The organism is uncultured Pseudokineococcus sp., from assembly GCF_947495735.1.
Lineage (GTDB): Bacteria > Actinomycetota > Actinomycetes > Actinomycetales > Quadrisphaeraceae > Pseudokineococcus.
Genome location: NZ_CANMAA010000006.1, coordinates 74,365 through 91,378, shown reverse-complemented (window position 1 = coordinate 91,378; position 17,014 = coordinate 74,365). Strand labels below are relative to the sequence as shown.

Genomic DNA, 17,014 nt, shown 5'->3' with positions numbered 1-17,014 from the left:
TCACGGTCGGAGACCATAGCGGCACGCCCGGTGCCCGCCGGCGCGCGTCGAGCCCAGGAGGACCCCGTGGCCGCCCCCGGCAGCACACCGCCCCGCCGCACGGCCGGGGGGCCGGGCGAGCCCCCCGGCTCCCGCGACGAGGAGACCGCGCGCGAGGCGGCTCGGCACTCGCTCCTGTTCTCCCTGCTGCTGCTGGGCGCGCTGCTGGCGGCGCGGCTGCCCTTCCCCTGGTCGGCCGTCGGCCTCCTGTTCACCGTCGCCGCGCTCGTCGTCGGGGGCCTCGGCCTCGCGGCCGCCCTGCGCGCCCGTCGGCGCGGCACCGCGGCGGTGCTCGTGGGAGGTCTGGTGCTGGCCCTGTTCGTGCTGCTGTCCCAGGCGGCGGCCCTCCTCGTCTGGCCCGTCCAGGAGGAGCTCCGGGAGTGCCTGTCGGGCGCCGTCACGGACGGGGCCCGCACGCAGTGCCAGAACGAGTTCACCGACGGCATCACCCGCTGGGCCGACGAGCTGACCCAGCTCGCCGGGGGCTGAGGCCCGCTGCGGGGGCCCCCGGCAGCGCCCTCAGCGCCGCAGGAGCCGCAGCGACGCCCGTCCCGCCCCCGCGGGCACCAGGAGCACGAGCGCGGACCCGAGGGCGACCAGGCCGCCGACGCAGCCCGCCACCTGCCACCACACGGGCCCCACCTCGGCGAGCGCGCCGGGGCCCACCGGTCCCGAGGAGAGCGCGGCCAGCAGGCCGGCGCCGGCGCCGGCGACGGCCCCGACGCCCAGCGCCCGGACCGCGGCCGGCGCCCACCGGCGGCGCAGCTCGAGGACGGCCCGACGACGGGTCGACGACGGCGCGTCGTCGTCGCCGTCCCCGGTCGGCGAGGGCCCGCGCAGGGGCTCGAGCAGGCGCAGCCGGGCGGAGGCGACGGCGCCGGCGGCCACCGGCAGGAGCAGCACCACCCAGAGCCAGCCGCCGCCGGTCCCCTGCTGCGGGAGCCCCCCCAGCAGGGGCAGGGCGGGCAGCAGCCCGAGCTCGGTGGCCCCGGGGCTGACGGAGGTGCCGGCTCCGACCGCGAAGCCCGGCCCCGCCGTCCACGCGAGCGCCCAGACCAGCGCCGTCGGCAGGAGCAGCAGCTGCCCGAGCACGAGGACGACGCCGCCGACCACCCCGGCGTCGAGGGCGCGGTGGAGGTCCGCCACCTGCGAGGCGCCGGCCGCGAGCGAGACCGCGAGGCAGGCGGCGGCGCCCACGAGGCACCACAGCAGCGACCGCCCCCCGGCGCGCAGCGCGGGCCTCGCCGGGGCGGGCACCCGCAGGAGGTCCGCCAGAGCCGTCCCCAGCGGCCGCGGCCGCGGGGCGGCGCCGAGCCGGCGCGGACCGCCGGCGGCCAGGCGCAGCCTCGCCCCGGCCATGGCCGCGCCGGCGGAGCCCCCGGCCACCAGCAGCGCCCCCAGCGCCGTGGAGCCCAGCCCGGGGCGCACCACCGAGGAGCCCGCGACGAGCGCGACCACCGTCGCGAGGACCACGTAGGAGCCCGCGATGCCCGCCAGGGCGGCCAGCAGCGCGCTGTCGAGGCCCTCGCGCGGGGCTCGCGCCGCCGGGTGCGTCTCCTCCAGCGCCACAGCCGTGCGCCGACCGGCGGAGACGCACCACACCACCGGCAGGAGGGCGAGGCCGAGGGGCCACAGGGCCAGCCGGCCGCCCGGCACGGCGAGGGCGGCGCCGTGGGCGAGCAGCCACCCGTCGGCGGCGACCCGCAGGGCCCCGTCCCACGTGGCGCCGGTCTGGGAGGCGACCAGCCAGACCGCCATCACGGGTGCGACGACGCAGAGCAGCGACCCGAGGACGGCCTGCGCCCCCGCGAGCAGCCCGATGAGCAGGGGCGAGCTGAGCAGGGCGCTGCCCCGCGGCGAGCCCGGGCCGCCGTCCTCGGGCGCCGGGGAGGCCGGGTCGGGGAGGTCCTGCGGCGGGGCGGTCGGCGTGCTCATCGCCCTCATGGTCTCCCCCGGCGCGACGGCGCCGGTCCCGCCACGCCGTGACGCCGGGTCCCGCCCGGTGCCTCGTCGTCCGGGCGCGTCGCCTCCGCACGTCGTCCGAGGGCGGGTTCGGGTGCGTCGTCCGGGCCCGCGCGCACGAGCACCCGCCGCGGGACCGGTGCGGTCCTGCGACGGGTGCTCGTGGCGGGCGGGTCGCCCCCGCGGGGCGTCAGCCCGGCAGGACCTCGCGCAGGAGCCGCGCGGTCTCCGAGGGGGTCTTGCCCACCTTGACGCCGGCGGCCTCGAGGGCCTCCTTCTTGGCCTGCGCCGTCCCGGCGGAGCCGGAGACGATGGCGCCGGCGTGGCCCATGGTCTTGCCCTCCGGCGCCGTGAAGCCCGCCACGTAGCCCACGACGGGCTTGGTGACGTGCTCGGCGATGTAGGCCGCCGCGCGCTCCTCGGCGTCGCCGCCGATCTCGCCGATCATCACGACGGCGTCGGTCTCGGGGTCGGCCTCGAAGGCCGCGAGCGCGTCGATGTGCGTCGTCCCGACGACCGGGTCGCCGCCGATGCCGACGGCCGTGGAGAAGCCGAGGTCCCGCAGCTCGTACATCATCTGGTACGTCAGCGTCCCGGACTTCGAGACGAGACCGATGCGGCCGGGGCCCGTGATGTCGGCGGGGATGATGCCCGCGTTGGCCTTGCCGGGGCTGATGACCCCGGGGCAGTTCGGCCCGACGAGGCGCGTCGTGCCCTTCTCGGCCGCGTACGCGTAGAACTCGGCCGTGTCCTTCACCGGCACGCCCTCGGTGATGACGATGGCCAGCGGGATGCCGGCGTCCACCGCCTCCACCACCGCGGCGCGCGTGAAGGCCGGCGGCACGAACAGCACGGAGGTGTTCGCGCCGGTCTCGGCCATCGCCTCGGCCACGGAGCCGAAGACCGGCACCGAGGCGCTGCTCTGCTCGCCGTCGACCGTGGTGAAGGAGAAGTCCTGCGAGGTGCCCGCCTTGCGGGGGTTCACTCCACCCACGACCTGGGTGCCGGAGGCCAGCATCCGCGTCGTGTGCTTGGTGCCCTCGGAGCCGGTCATGCCCTGGACGATGACCTTGCTGCTGTCGTCGAGGAAGATCGCCATGTTCTCGTCCGTCCTTACTTCGCAGCCGCGAGCTCGGCCGCCTTCGCGGCGGCCCCGTCCATGGTGTCGACGAGGGTCACGAGCGGGTGGGCCGCCTCGTCGAGGATGCGCCGGCCCTCGACGACGTTGTTGCCGTCCAGGCGGACGACGAGGGGCTTGGTCGCGGAGTCGCCGAGCATCTGCAGCGCCGAGACGATGCCGTTGGCCACCGCGTCGCAGGACGTGATGCCGCCGAACACGTTGACGAACACGCTGCGCACCTGGTCGTCGCCGAGGATGACGTCGAGGCCGTCGGCCATGACCTGCGCCGAGGCGCCGCCGCCGATGTCGAGGAAGTTCGCCGGCTTCACGCCGTGCGCCTCCCCCGCGTAGGCGACGACGTCGAGGGTGCTCATGACGAGCCCCGCGCCGTTGCCGATGATGCCGACCTCGCCGTCGAGCTTGACGTAGTTGAGGCCCTTGGCCTTCGCCTTCGCCTCGAGGGGGTCGGCCGCCTCGGCGTCCTCGAGCTGCGCGTGGTCCTCGTGGCGGAAGGCGGCGTTCTCGTCCAGCGTCACCTTGCCGTCGAGGGCGATGACGTCGCCGCTCTCCGTGCGCACGAGCGGGTTGACCTCGACGAGCGTGGCGTCCTCCTCGCGGTAGACGGTCCACAGCTTCTGGAACGCCTCGACGGCCTGCTCGCGGACGTCGGCGCCGAAGCCCGCGGCGTCGGCGATCTCCTCGGCCTTGGCGCGGTCGACGCCGGTGCGCGGGTCCACGGCCACGCGCGCCAGGGCCTCCGGGCGCTCCACGGCCAGCTGCTCGATCTCGACCCCGCCCTCGACGGAGGCCATGGCCAGGTAGCGGCGCTCGGAGCGGTCGAGCAGGATCGAGAAGTAGTACTCCTCGGCGATGGAGGCGCCCTCGGCAACCATCACGCGGTGCACGGTGTGGCCCTTGATGTCCATGCCGAGGATCGCCTCGGCGTGCGCCTGGGCCTCCTCGGGCCCCTTGGCCACCTTGACGCCACCGGCCTTGCCGCGGCCGCCCGTCTTCACCTGGGCCTTGACGACGACCACGCCGCCCCCCAGCTGCTCCGCCGCGTCGCGCGCCTCCTGCGGCGTCGTCGCGACGACCCCGCGCAGCACGGGGACGCCGTGCCGCTCGAAGACGTCCCGGGCCTGGTACTCGAAGAGGTCCACCAGTGATCCTCACCTCGGGTTCTCGCGCCGCCGGTCGGCGGCGCACGGCCGCGACCCTAGCGGCGCCCGCCCCCGCGCTCGTCCCGGAGCCCCGCGCGCGGCGACCCGCGACGCGCGAGAGGGCCGCACCCGGTCGGGTGCGGCCCTCTCGGCGCCGGGGTCGTGCGGGGTCAGCCCGTGAAGAGCGTCACGACGCGACGCAGGGTCTGGACCAGGCCGTACAGGAGCGGGACGCTGACGAGCGTCCACCCGACCCCGAGGAGCATCTTCTGGACGCCCGCGGAGGGGTCGCTGCGACCGCCCGCGGTGTCCTCGGGGCCGGCGGCGGCGGTGTGGGACATGCCTGTCTCCTCGTGGTCAGCGACCGGCCGCGGGAGCGGCGGTCTTGTCGGAGGGCTCGTGGAAGCGCTCGGCCACGGGCTTGATGAGCAGGTTGGCGACGAAGCCGACCACGAGCAGGCCGACCATCGTGAGCAGCGCCGGGCGGTAGTCCGCGGCGACGAGCTCGCCGGGCGTGCCCCGCGCGTCGAGGAAGCCGTTGACGATGAGCGGCCCGGCGACCCCGGCCGCCGACCACGCCGTCAGGACGCGGCCGTGGATGGCCCCGACCTCGTAGGTGCCGAACAGGTCGCGCAGGTACGCGGGCATCGTCGCGAAGCCGCCCCCGTAGAAGGACAGGATGACGAAGGCCAGGAGCACGAAGAGGGCGGTGGCGCTCTGGCCCACGAGCGCGAGCAGGACGTACAGCACGGCCCCGACGCCCAGGTAGACCATGTAGATGCGCTTGCGGCCGACGACGTCGGAGGTCGAGGACCACACGAAGCGGCCACCCATGTTGCCCAGCGACAGGAGCCCGACGAAGCCGCCGGCCGCCACGACGGAGACCGCGGAGGAGCCGCCGTCGCGGAAGAAGTCCTGGATCATGGGCGACGCCTGCTCGAGGATGCCGATGCCGGCGGTGACGTTGCAGAAGAGGACCACCCACAGCAGCCAGAACTGAGGCGTCCTGATGGCGTTGCCCGCCGAGACGGCCGCCGTCGTGACCATGGCGTTCGTCGTGCGGGTCGAGGGGTCCCAGCCCGCGGGCCGGTAGTCCGGCGGCGCGACGCGGATGGTGGCGGCCCCGTAGAGCATCGCGACCAGGTAGACGACGCCCAGGGTGACGAACAGCGACGCGACGGCGGAGCCGTCCGCGACGGAGCCCGCGGCGCCGTCGAAGCCCGGGTCGTAGGCGCGCAGGAGCTGGTTGGACAGCGGGCTCGCGATGAGCGCGCCGCCGCCGAAGCCCATGATCGCCATGCCGGTCGCCAGGCCCGGGCGGTCCGGGAACCACTTGATGAGCGTCGAGACCGGGGAGATGTACCCGATGCCGAGCCCGATGCCGCCGAGGACGCCGTAGCCGAGGTAGACCAGCCACAGCTGGGTCGTGGAGATGCCGAGCGCGGCCACGAAGAAGCCGGCCGCCCAGAACATCGCCGCGGTGAACATGGCCTTGCGGGGACCGCCGTGGTCGACCCACTTGCCCAGCACCGCGGCCGACAGGCCGAGCATGACGATGGCGATGGAGAAGATGACGCCGATCGCCGTCTGGCTCGTGCCGAAGTGCTCGACCAGGGAGGTCTTGTAGACGCTCGTCGCGTAGACCTGCCCGATGGACAGGTGGACGGCGAGCGCGGCGGGCGGGATGAGCCACCGGGAGTACCCCGGTCCCGCGACGGTGCGGGACCTGTCGAGGAAGCTGGCCATGGACGGGGTTCTCCTTCGTCGGTCTGAGCGCCTCCTCGGGGGTGGCGGCGCCGCCCGGGACGGTACAACTCTGAAAGAGCATCCGCGCGCACCGCGCCGCCGGGCTCGCGGCGTGACCGACCCGCAACCCGGTCGGGTGCACCGCGCGCCCGGCGGGTCAGAGCTTCTCGACGGGCGCGTACCGCAGGAGGAGCCGCTTGACGCCCTGGTCGCCGAAGTCGACGTGCGCCACGGCCTTGTCCCCGCTGCCGTCGACGCGGACGACCGTGCCGAGACCGAAGGCGTCGTGGGTCACGCGGTCCCCGCCCTCGAGGTGGATCACCTCGCGGTTGCCGGGCGAGCGGACGCCGGGGCGCTGGGCCAGGCGCGCCACCGCGGGCGTCGAGGACGGCGCGACCGCGCTCGAGGCGCCGCGGCGCCACTGCAGCAGGTCGGGCGGGACGTCGTCGAGGAACCTGCTCGCGGGGTTGTACTGGGGCTGGCCCCACGCGGTCCGCACGGCGGCGCGCGAGACGTAGAGGCGGTGGCGCGCCCGGGTGAGGCCGACGTAGGCGAGCCGGCGCTCCTCGGCCAGCTCGGTCGGGTCCGCCAGCGAGCGCTGGTGGGGGAAGACCCCCTCCTCCATGCCCGTGAGGAAGACGACCGGGAACTCCAGCCCCTTGGCCGTGTGCAGCGTCATGAGCGTGACGACGCCCTGCGCGGCGGCCTCGCGCGCCGCGGCGACGTCGTCGGGGTGCGCGCCGTCGCCCGGCTCGTCGGGGATCTCGTCGGCGTCGGCCACGAGCGAGACCTGCTCGAGGAAGTCCCCGAGACTCCCCTCGGGGTTGGCCGTCTCGTACTCCCCCGCCACCGCGACGAGCTCGGCGAGGTTCTCCACGCGCGACTCGTCCTGCGGGTCGCCGCTGCGGCGCAGCTCGTCCACGTAGCCGGTGCGGTCGAGCACCGCCTCGAGGACGGCCGCCGGCCCGGCGCCCGCCTCGACGACCGTGCGCAGCTCCTCGAGCAGCTCGCGGAAGCGCGTGACCGCCGTGAGGCTGCGCGTCGCGAGGCCGGGCGCGTCCTCGGCCAGGCCGAGCGCGGCCGCGAACGGGATGCGCTCGCGCTCGGCGAGCACGGCGAGGCACGCCTCGGCGCGCTCGCCGATGCCGCGCTTGGGCACGTTGAGGATGCGCCGCAGGTTCACGGTGTCGGTCGGGTTGGCGAGCACCCGCAGGTAGGCCAGGGCGTCCTTGACCTCGCGGCGCTCGTAGAACCGGGTGCCGCCGACGACCTTGTAGGGCACGCCGGTGCGGACCAGGACCTCCTCGAGCGCCCGGGACTGGGCGTTCGTCCGGTAGAAGACGGCCACGTCGCCGTAGCGGACGGCCGCCTCGTCGTGCAGGCGGTCGACCTCCTCGGCGATGAAGGCGGCCTCGTCGTGCTCGGTGTCCGCGACGTAGCCGACGACGGGCTCGCCCTGGCCCGCGGCCGTCCAGAGGTTCTTGGGCCGGCGGTCGGGGTTGCGGGCGATGACGGTGTTCGCCGCGGTGAGGATCGTCTGGGTGGAGCGGTAGTTCTGCTCGAGCAGGATCGTCGTCGCGTCCGGGTAGTCGCTCTCGAACTCCTCGATGTTGCGGATCGAGGCGCCGCGGAAGGCGTAGATGGACTGGTCGGCGTCGCCGACGACCGTCAGCTCCGAGGGCGGCAGCGCGGCGTCGCTCCCGTCCCCGCTGCCCCGCCCGCTGCCGTCCCCCGACCGCTCGGCGTCCGCCCCGTGCACCGCGCCGCCGACGAGCTCGCGCACGAGCACGTACTGGGCGTGGTTGGTGTCCTGGTACTCGTCCACGAGCACGTGCCGGAACCGCCGGCGGTAGGACTGCGCGACGTCGGGGAAGGCCTGCAGCACGTTGACCGTGAGCATGATGATGTCGTCGAAGTCGAGCGCGTTGGCCTGCCGCAGCCGCGCCGTGTAGAGCCGGTAGGCGTCCGCCAGCACCTTCTCCGCGGGCGTGCCCTCCGCGGCGACCCGCGCGGCGTAGGTCTCGTCGTCGACGAGCTCGTTCTTGAGGTTCGACACCTGCGAGGTGAAGGACCGCGGCGGGTGGCGCTTGGGGTCGAGGTCGAGCTCGCGGCACACGAGCGCCATCAGCCGCTGGCTGTCGGCGGAGTCGTAGATGGAGAAGCTGCTGCGCAGGCCCACGGCCTGGGCCTCGCGGCGCAGGATGCGCACGCACGCCGAGTGGAACGTGGAGACCCACATCGCACGGGCGGGCGGGCCGACGAGCGCCTCGACGCGCTCGCGCATCTCGGCCGCCGCCTTGTTGGTGAAGGTGATGGCGAGCACCTCGCCCGGGCGCACGCCCCGCGCCGCGAGCAGGTGCGCGATGCGGTGGGTGAGCACGCGGGTCTTGCCGGAGCCGGCGCCGGCGACGAGCAGCAGCGGGCCGCCGGAGTGCAGCACCGCCGCGCGCTGCGGCGGGTTGAGCCCCTCGAGGAGGGCGAGCGCCCGCGCCGAGCCGGGCCCGGTCCGCGGCTGGGCGCTCTCGGCGCCGCCGCCCGACCGCCCCGCGAGCAGCCGCTCGCGCACGCCGCCGGCGGCGGTGCCCGCCGCGGCGGCACCGCTGCCCCGGGGTCGCAGGCCGGGCAGGGGCAGGTCGTCGAAGAGAGCGCTCATGGCGGGTCCGAGCCTACGCACCGGCGCCGACGACGGGCGCCGCCCGCAGCCGGCTCGGTGGACGACGGGCGCCCTCGGCCGCCGCCGGCGGCCTCAGCCCGCGGCGAGCGCCAGCCGCACGACCTCGGTGACGCCGACCACCCCCGACGCGACGTCCGCGAGCGGCACCCAGGCGGCGGCGTCCGACGTGCCGCCGACGTCGAGGACGCGCGGGGGGCGCTCGTCGTCGCAGGTGCCCGCGAAGACGACGGAGATGCCGTGGAAGTCCTCGAGCGACCCCCCGGGCGCGCGCCCGGTGAAGTGCGTCGAGCCGACGTCGAGGACGCCCCCGACGACGACGTCGAGACCGGTCTCCTCGTGCGCCTCACGGCGGGCGCCGTCACGGGGGTGCTCGCCGTGGTCCAGCCCGCCGCCCGGCAGCGACCACAGCCCGGGCCGCGGGGTGCCCGGCGACAGCCGCGAGAGCAGCACCGCGTCCCCGCGGCGGCAGAGCACGTACGCGGCGACGCGCTGGCGCCGGACGGGCACCTCGGCGTCCGCCCCCTCGACGTGGTGGACCTGCCGGGACGTCGCACCGCTCACGACGGCGAACGCTACGCCGCCGCACCGGACGGGGCCGCGGCCCGGCACCGCACCCGGGCCGGCGGCCGCGGACCCCCCTACGCTCGATCCCATGGCCGACCCCGCTCGTGCGACGCCCGCGCCGTGGTCCCCGGCGGTCCTGCGCCGCCGCGGCTACACCGCGCTGCTGCTCGTCTTCCGCCACCTCCCGGCGCCGGTCCGCCGCGGGCTCGTGCGCGCCGCCACCCCGGGGTTCACGGTCGGCGCGGTCGTCGCGATCGAGCACGACGGCGAGGTGCTCTTCCTGCGCCAGCCGCACCGCGCCGGCCTGAGCCTGCCGGGCGGGCTGCTGGACCGCGGCGAGCGCCCCGCGGAGGGCGTCGCGCGCGAGGTCCGGGAGGAGACGGGGCTGCACGTGCGCGTCGGGCTGCCCGTGGCCACGCAGGTCAACGCCCGCGTGCGCCGGGTCGACGTCATCTACCGGCTGCGCACGTCCGTGCGTCCGCAGGTGGACGTCGGCGGCGAGGCGAAGGGCTTCCGCTGGCTGCCCCTGGGCGCGCTCGAGGAGGCCGACGACTCCACGCGCGAGATCGTCGACCTGCTGCGGCGGGCCGAGCAGCCCGGCTGCTACGACGGCGAGGTCCTGCCGGGCTCCCCCGCCCGGTGAGCAGGCCGTGAGCGGCGAGCCGGCGGTGAGCACCGCGGGGGTCGTGCTCGCGGCCGGGGCCGGCACGCGCCTGCGCCCGCTCACCGACCTGCGCCCGAAGGCGCTGTGCCCCGTGGGCGGGCGCCCCCTGCTCGAGCACGCCCTGCAGCGCCTCGCCGACGCCCTGCCCGGTGCGGGGGCCGACCCGACCCGGCACCTCGCCGTCAACGCGCACGCCCGCGCGGAGCAGGTCGCGGGCTTCGTGGAGGGCGCGGGCGGGCGGCTCGGCGGCACCCCGCGGGCCCACCTCTCCCGCGAGGAGCCGGAGGCGCTCGGCACGGCCGGGGCCCTCGGCGCGCTGCGCGAGTGGCTCGACGGGCGCGACGTCCTCCTCACCAACGCCGACGCGTGGCTGCCGGCCGGCCTCGACGGCCTGCTCGAGGGGTGGGACGGCGAGCGCTGCCGCCTGCTCGTGGGACCGGCCGGGTCCGGCGCCGGCGACCCGCTGCGCCGGGCGGGCCAGGACGGCCCCGCCGTCCGCTACGCGGGCGCGTGCGCCCTGCCGTGGCGGCTCGTGCGCGACCTCGCGCCGACCCCGAGCGGCCTCCTCGAGGTCCTGTGGCGCCCCGAGCGCGACGCCGGGCGGCTCGACCTGCACCGCACCGACCAGGACGCCGTCGACTGCGGGACGCCGCGGCGCTACCTCGCCGCCAACCTCGCGGCCTCGGGCGGGCGCAGCGTCGTGGGCGAGGGCGCGCGCGTGGACGGCGAGGTCGTCCGCTCGGTCGTCTGGGACGGCGCCGTCGTGGAGGCGGACGAGGTGCTCGTCGACGTCGTCCGCGCGGGCGACGCCGCCTCGCGCCTGACCGTCGGCGCCGGCGGCTGAGGGCGCCCCGGGGCGGGCCCCGGCCCGGGCCGCACCGCGCGTGGCCGCGCGCCACCCCCTAGCGTCGGAGGCGTGGGAAGCCTCTACATCGCCTCCGTCGAGGGTGAGACGCGCAAGTCGACCGTCGCGCTCGGGGTCCTCGCGGCCCTGAGGTCCGCCGACGCCGGGGCGCCGCGGCGGGTGGGCGTCTTCCGCCCGCTCGTGCGCGCCGACGGCGGCCGCGACGACGTCCTCGACGTCCTGCTGTCGGAGCTCGCGGACGGCGGTGAGGTCGACGACGAGACGTACGCGGCCAGCGTCGGCGTCGGGTACGACGACGTCCACGCCGACGCCGACGCGGCGCTCGACGAGATCGTCGCCCGCTACCGCGCCCTCGCGGCGCGCTGCGACGCGGTGATGGTGCTGGGCAGCGACTACACCGACGTCGCGGGTCCCACGGAGCTGGCGCTCAACGCGCGCGTGGCGGCGGACCTGGGCACGCCCGTCCTGCTGGTGGTCAAGGCGCTCGGGCGCACGCCGCGCGAGGTCCGCTCCGTGGCCGACGTCGCCCGCGACGAGGTGGTGGCCCAGCACGCCTGCGTGCTCGGCGTCGTGGCCACCCGGGCCGCGCCGGACGAGCTGGAGCAGGTCGTCGCCGCCCTCTCGGCCCCCGGGCGGCGCGACGGCCCGCCGACGGTGCCGGCCTTCGCCCTCCCCGAGGACGCGCTGCTGACCTCGGTGGGCGTCCGCGAGCTGGTGGAGGCGTGCGACGCCTCCCTCGTCCTGGGCGCCGACGACGCCCTCGACGACCGCGCGGGCGGCCTCGTCGTCGCGGCGATGTCCATGCCCCACGCCCTCGAGCACCTCGCCGAGCGCGCCGTCGTCATCGTCCCCGGGGACCGCAGCGAGGTCGTGCTCGGCCTGGTGACGGCGCACGCGTCGGCCACCTTCCCCCAGCTCGCCGGGGTGGTGCTCACGGGCGGCTTCGCCCTGCCGCCGGTCGTCGTGCGCCTGCTCGAGGGCCTCGACGGCGACCTGCCCGTCGTGAGCACCGACCTGGGGACGGTGGAGACCGCCGCGCGCCTGCTCGCCGTCCGGGGCCGGCTCTCCCGGCGCACCGAGCGGGCGCGCGAGCAGGTCCGCGCCGCCCGCGAGCTGTTCGCCGCCCACGTGGACGGCGCCCGGCTCGTGGCGCTGGCGGACGAGGCGCGGGTCGAGGTCGTCACGCCGCGGATGTTCGCCGCCGTCCTGCTCGAGCGCGCCCGCAGCCAGCGGATGCGGGTCGTGCTCCCGGAGGGGCTGGAGCCGCGGGTCCTCCACGCCGCCGCGGAGCTGCTGCGGGGCGGCGTGGTCGACCTCGTCCTCCTGGGGCCCGAGGGCGAGGTCCAGGCGCTGGCCGAGGAGGTCGGCGCCGACGTCGGCGGGGCCCGCGTCGTGGACCCGGCCACGTCGCCGGACCGCGGGCGCTACGCCGAGGAGTACGCCCGGCTGCGGGCGCACAAGGGCGTGACGCCCGAGCAGGCGCACGACCTGCTCACCGACGTCACCCGCTTCGGCACCCTGATGGTCCACCTCGGCGACGCCGACGGGATGGTCTCCGGCGCCGTCCACACCACGGCCGAGACGCTGCGCCCGGCCTTCGAGGTCATCAAGACGGCGCCCGGGCGCGACGTCGTCTCCAGCGTCTTCCTCATGTGCCTGCCCGACCGGGTGCTCGTGTACGGCGACTGCGCCGTCAACCCCGACCCGGACTCCGGCGCCCTCGCCGACATCGCCGCCAGCAGCGCGGACACGGCCGCGGCCTTCGGCGTGGAGCCGCGGGTCGCGATGATGAGCTACTCCACCGGCGGCTCGGGCTCGGGCGCCGGGGTGGAGAAGGTGCGCCGGGCGACGGCGCTCGTGCGCGAGCAGCGCCCGGACCTGTCCGTCGAGGGGCCCATCCAGTACGACGCGGCCGTCGACGTCGGGGTGGCGCGCACCAAGCTGCCCGACTCGGCCGTGGCCGGGCGCGCCACGGTCTTCGTCTTCCCCGACCTCAACACCGGCAACACGACCTACAAGGCGGTGCAGCGCAGCGCGGGAGCCGTCGCCATCGGCCCCGTCCTCCAGGGGCTGCGCCGCCCGGTGAACGACCTGTCCCGCGGCGCCCTGGTCCGCGACATCGTCAGCACGGTCGTCATCACGGCCGTCCAGGCCCAGGTGCAGGCGTCCGAGCACGCCGCGCAGGAGGAGGTCGCGTGAGCGGCGTCGTGCTCGTCCTGAACTCCGGCTCGTCCAGCGTGAAGTACGAGCTCGTCGAGGTCGGCGACGACGGCGGTGGCCGCTCGCTCGCCGCGGGACTCGTCGAGCGCATCGGGACGGGCGGTACCGGCCGCCTGCGCCACGACCGCGGGGACGACCGCACCGAGCGCGACGTCGAGGTGCCCGACCACGGCGCCGCCCTCGAGGCGGTCGTGCAGGCGTTCGCCGAGCACGGCCCCGACCTCGGCGAGGCCGGCCTCACCGCCGTCGGCCACCGCGTCGTGCACGGCGGGATGAGGTTCTCCGCGCCCGCCCTCGTCGACGACGACCTCGAGCGGGCCGTCGAGGAGCTCTCCTCGCTCGCGCCGCTGCACAACCCCGCCAACCTCGAGGGCATCCGGGTCGCGCGCCGGGCCGTCTCCGGCGTCCCGCACGTCGCCGTCTTCGACACCGCGTTCCACGCGACCGTCCCGGCGGCCGCGCACACGTACGCGCTCGACCGCGAGGTGGCGCAGCGCAGCGGTGTGCGGCGCTACGGCTTCCACGGCACGTCCGTCGCCTCGGTGGTCCCGCGCGCCGCGCAGGCGCTGGGCCGGCCCGCCGAGGAGGTCGCCATGGTCGTGCTGCACCTGGGCAACGGCGCCTCCGCCACGGCCGTCCTCGGCGGGCGCAGCGTCGAGACGTCCATGGGGCTGACGCCGCTGGAGGGGCTCGTCATGGGCACCCGGCCCGGCGACGTCGACCCGGGCGCTCTGCTGCACCTGCTGCGCGAGGGCGGGCTGTCGGTGGACGAGCTCGACCAGCTGCTCAACCGCGGCAGCGGCCTGAAGGGCCTCGCCGGCGTCTCCGACGTGCGCGAGGTCGTGGAGCGGGCCGCCGGCGGCGACGCCGACGCCGAGCTCGCCCTGGACGTCATGGCCCACCGCGTGCGCCACTACCTCGGCGCCTACGCCTTCGCGATGGGGCGCCTGGACGCCGTCGTGCTCACCGCGGGCGTCGGCGAGAACAGCAGCGAGGTGCGGCGGCGCGCCCTCACCGGCCTCGAGGGCTTCGGCGTCGTGCTCGACGAGCAGCGCAACGCCGAGCGCTCGGGCGAGGTCCGGCGCATCTCCCCGGACTGGTCCCCCGTCACCGTGCTGGTGGTCCCGACCGCCGAGGAGCTGCAGATCGCCCGCGAGTCCCTCGCCGTCGTCGGAGCCTGAGCACCGGCAGCACGACCCGGGCGCCGGCTCCACCTCCGGGACGCCCGGAGGGCGGAGCCCGCGCCCGTCAGCCCGCGTGCCCCAGCCGCCGGTAGCGCTCGTGGCGCGCGGCGAGGCGCTCGTCCGCGGGCTGGCGCACCAGCCGGTCGATCTCGGCCTCGACGACGCGCCCGAGCCGGCGGCAGAAGTCCTCCGGCTCGACGGCCGCGTCGGGCCGCTCCGGCACGACCACGTCGACGACGCCGTCGCGGACGAGGTCCAGCGAGCGCACCCCCTGGGAGGCGGCCATCTCCGGGGCGTGCGCCACGTCGCGGTGGACGATGGCGCTGGCGCCCTCCGGCGGCAGCGGGGAGAGCCACGCGTGCTGGGCGGCGACGACGCGGTCCGCGGGGACGAGCGCGAGCGCTCCTCCCCCGGTGCCCTGGCCGAGCAGCACGCTGACCACCGGCGCCCGCAGCGTCACCAGGTCTGCGAGGCAGCGGGCGATCTCCCCTGCCAGGCCGCCCTCCTCGGCCTCCACCGACAGGGCGGCGCCGGGCGTGTCGATGACCGTCACGAGGGGCAGGTCGAGCTGCCCGGCGAGGGCCATGCCGCGGCGGGCCGCGCGCAGGGCGGCGGGCCCGAGCGGGGCGTCCGGCGTCTGCCCGCGGCGGTCCTGCCCCAGGAGCACGCACCCGGTGCCGCCCAGGCGGGCGAGCGCCAGCAGCAGGCCCGGGTCGCTCTCCCCCGCGCCGGTGCCGTTGAGGGGCACCACGTCCCGTGCGGCGTACCGCAGCAGCCGGCGGATGCCCGGCCGCTCGCGGCGCCGCGAGGTGAGCACCGAGTCCCAGGCCGGGACGTCGGGCAGCTCGTGCGCGCGGTCGGCGGGCACCGCGTCGCCCTCGGCGAGGACCGGCGGCTCGTCGGGGCGCCCGGCCAGCAGGATCCCCAGCGCTCGGTCGGCGACGTCGGCGACGCGCTCCGGCGCGACGACGGCGTCGACGAGGCCGTGGGCGTGCAGGTTCTCCGCCGTCTGCACGCCCTCGGGGAAGGGCTGGCCGTAGAGGGCCTCGTAGACGCGGGGCCCCAGGAAGCCCACGAGCGCACCCGGCTCGGCGACCGTCACGTGCGCCTGGCTGCCCCAGGAGGCGAACACCCCGCCGGTCGTCGGGTGCCGCAGGTAGGCCAGGTAGGCCAGCCCGGCGGCCTTGTGGGCCGCCACCGCCGCCGAGATCTTCACCATGGTGAGGAAGGCGATGGTGCCCTCCTGCATGCGCGTGCCGCCCGAGGACGGCGCCGCCAGCAGGGGCAGGCCTTCCGCCGTGGCGCGCTCGACGGCCGCGACGAGCCGGTCGGCCGCGGCCACGCCGATGGACCCGGCGAGGAAGGAGAACTCCCCCGCGACCACGGCGACGCGGCGCCCGCGGAGGCGGCCCTCGCCCGTCACGACGGCCTCGTCGGCCCCCGAGCGCTCCGCCGCCCGCACGAGCTCGGCCGCGTAGGCCGGGCTCGTGCGGGTCTGGACGGGGGCGACGTCCCACGAGCTGAAGGTGCCGTCGTCGAGCACCAGCTCGAGCATCTCCCGGCCGCCGAGGCGGCGGGGGCGCTCGCCGGGGGCCCCTGCTCCTGCGGACGAGCCGGAGCCGCTCACCCGGCGTCCAGCCAGGCGCGCACCGCGTCGCCGTCGCCGTCCAGCACGGGCGGGGCGACGTGCTCGCGGCGGGTGGTCTCCGCGCCGTCGGCGTCGAAGAAGCGCAGGGGCGGGCCGGGGAGCGTGAGCGTGCCGAGCGTGGCGTGCTCGACGTCCACGAGCAGGCCCTGGCTCGCCGTCTGGTCCCAGGCGTAGACCTCGTCGAGCGTGCGGACCTTGCCGGCGGGCACCCCGATCTCGGCCAGGCGCGCCAGCAGGTCGGGCGCCGACCACGAGGAGAACAGGTCCTCGACGAGGGCGATCACCTCCTCGCGCCGGCCCACGCGCTCCCCGTTGGTCGTCATCCCCTCGGTCGCGGGGTCGACGCCGAAGCCCGCGCAGAAGCGCTGCCACAGCCCCTCGCTGCCGACGGCGATCTGGACGGCTCCGTCGGCGCACCGGAACAGTCCGTACGGGCTGATCGAGGGGTGGTGGTTGCCCTGCGCGCGCCCCACCTCGCCGGCGACGGTCCACTTCGTCCCCTGGAAGGCGTGGACGCCGATGACCGAGGCGAGCAGCGAGGTGCGCACCACCTGGCCGCGTCCGGTCCGCTCGCGCTCCAGCAGCGCCGCGAGGACGCCGTGGACGCCCGTCATGCCGGCGAGCAGGTCGGCGATGGGGGTGCCCACCCGCTGCGGGTCGTCGGGGCCCGAGCCGGTGATCGACATCAGCCCCGCCTCCCCCTGGGCGATCTGGTCGTAGCCGGCGCGCCCGCCCTCGGGCCCGTCGTGCCCGAAGCCGGTGATGGAGAGCACCACCAGGCGGGGGTTCAGCTCCAGCAGCCGCTCGGTCGAGAAGCCGAGCCGGTCCAGGACGCCGGTGCGGAAGTTCTCGAGCAGCACGTCCGCCCGCTCCACCAGCGCGGTGAGGTAGCGGCGGCCGTCCTCGCTCTTGAGGTCGAGGGCCACGGACTCCTTCCCGCGGTTGCAGGACATGAAGTACGTCGACTGGCGGTCGCCCTCCCCCTCGGGCTCCACGAAGGGCGGCCCCCAGCCGCGCGTGTCGTCACCGCCGCCCGGCGTCTCGACCTTGACGACGCGCGCGCCGAGGTCGGCCAGCACCATGCCGGCGTGCGGACCCGCGAGGGCGCGGGTCAGGTCGACGACGAGGGTCCCGGCGAGCGGGCCGGTGGGGTCGGTCACGAGGTCCT

General features: G+C 76.6%; 14 protein-coding genes. 5 read left to right on the top strand and 9 right to left on the bottom strand.

Annotation, left to right across the window (positions count from 1 at the left end; genetic code table 11):
* Positions 1-66 precede the first annotated feature (66 nt).
* A complete protein-coding gene (locus Q0848_RS10345; protein ID WP_299037219.1) occupies positions 67-528 on the top strand; it encodes a hypothetical protein in 462 nt (153 codons plus the stop codon).
* Positions 529-558: 30 nt separating this feature from the next.
* Here the strand turns inward: Q0848_RS10345 and Q0848_RS10340 are convergent, their stop codons facing one another.
* The 7 genes from Q0848_RS10340 to Q0848_RS10310 form a co-directional block, all read right to left on the bottom strand.
* A complete protein-coding gene (locus Q0848_RS10340; RefSeq protein WP_299037217.1) occupies positions 559-1,974 on the bottom strand; it encodes a DUF6350 family protein in 1,416 nt (471 codons plus the stop codon).
* Between the two features lie 217 nt (positions 1,975-2,191).
* Positions 2,192-3,100 (bottom strand): succinate--CoA ligase subunit alpha, encoded by a 909-nt coding sequence (gene sucD, locus Q0848_RS10335; protein ID WP_299037215.1) that lies wholly within the window; start codon positions 3,098-3,100, stop codon positions 2,192-2,194.
* A 14-nt stretch (positions 3,101-3,114) separates the two neighbouring features.
* A complete protein-coding gene (gene sucC / locus Q0848_RS10330) occupies positions 3,115-4,281 on the bottom strand; it encodes an ADP-forming succinate--CoA ligase subunit beta (RefSeq protein ID WP_299037213.1) in 1,167 nt (388 codons plus the stop codon).
* 170 nt (positions 4,282-4,451) lie between these two features.
* Positions 4,452-4,622, bottom strand: a complete 171-nt coding sequence (locus tag Q0848_RS10325) for a hypothetical protein (protein ID WP_299037211.1) — start codon at positions 4,620-4,622, stop codon at positions 4,452-4,454.
* 16 nt (positions 4,623-4,638) lie between these two features.
* Positions 4,639-6,027: an OFA family MFS transporter gene (locus Q0848_RS10320; RefSeq protein WP_299037209.1), complete on the bottom strand. Its 1,389-nt coding sequence runs from the start codon at positions 6,025-6,027 to the stop codon at positions 4,639-4,641.
* A gap of 157 nt (positions 6,028-6,184) precedes the next feature.
* A complete protein-coding gene (gene pcrA, locus Q0848_RS10315) occupies positions 6,185-8,680 on the bottom strand; it encodes a DNA helicase PcrA (protein WP_299037207.1) in 2,496 nt (831 codons plus the stop codon).
* A gap of 93 nt (positions 8,681-8,773) precedes the next feature.
* Entirely contained in the window at positions 8,774-9,262 is a 489-nt protein-coding gene (locus Q0848_RS10310; RefSeq protein WP_299037205.1) for an NUDIX hydrolase, read from the bottom strand.
* A gap of 91 nt (positions 9,263-9,353) precedes the next feature.
* Between Q0848_RS10310 and Q0848_RS10305 the strand changes: the two genes are divergently transcribed.
* The 4 genes from Q0848_RS10305 to Q0848_RS10290 all read left to right on the top strand — a co-directional run bounded on the left by Q0848_RS10305 (position 9,354) and on the right by Q0848_RS10290 (position 14,195).
* A complete protein-coding gene (locus tag Q0848_RS10305) occupies positions 9,354-9,908 on the top strand; it encodes an NUDIX hydrolase (protein WP_299037203.1) in 555 nt (184 codons plus the stop codon).
* A 7-nt stretch (positions 9,909-9,915) separates the two neighbouring features.
* Positions 9,916-10,773, top strand: coding sequence for an NTP transferase domain-containing protein (locus Q0848_RS10300; RefSeq protein ID WP_299037201.1), 858 nt, complete (start codon positions 9,916-9,918; stop codon positions 10,771-10,773).
* Positions 10,774-10,845: 72 nt separating this feature from the next.
* Positions 10,846-12,993 (top strand): phosphate acetyltransferase, encoded by a 2,148-nt coding sequence (gene pta / locus Q0848_RS10295; RefSeq protein WP_299037199.1) that lies wholly within the window; start codon positions 10,846-10,848, stop codon positions 12,991-12,993.
* Positions 12,990-14,195 (top strand): acetate/propionate family kinase, encoded by a 1,206-nt coding sequence (locus Q0848_RS10290; protein ID WP_299037197.1) that lies wholly within the window; start codon positions 12,990-12,992, stop codon positions 14,193-14,195. The genes pta and Q0848_RS10290 overlap by 4 nt, the downstream gene beginning before the upstream one ends.
* A 67-nt stretch (positions 14,196-14,262) precedes the next feature.
* On the opposite strand, the gene Q0848_RS10285 is transcribed toward Q0848_RS10290, so the two are convergent.
* Positions 14,263-15,753 carry a carboxyl transferase domain-containing protein gene (locus tag Q0848_RS10285; protein WP_366146532.1) on the bottom strand — a complete coding sequence of 497 codons (1,491 nt, stop codon included), beginning with the start codon at positions 15,751-15,753 and terminating at the stop codon, positions 14,263-14,265.
* A 68-nt stretch (positions 15,754-15,821) separates the two neighbouring features.
* A complete protein-coding gene (locus tag Q0848_RS10280; RefSeq protein ID WP_299037193.1) occupies positions 15,822-17,006 on the bottom strand; it encodes a CaiB/BaiF CoA-transferase family protein in 1,185 nt (394 codons plus the stop codon).
* Between the last annotated feature and the right edge of the window lie 8 nt (positions 17,007-17,014).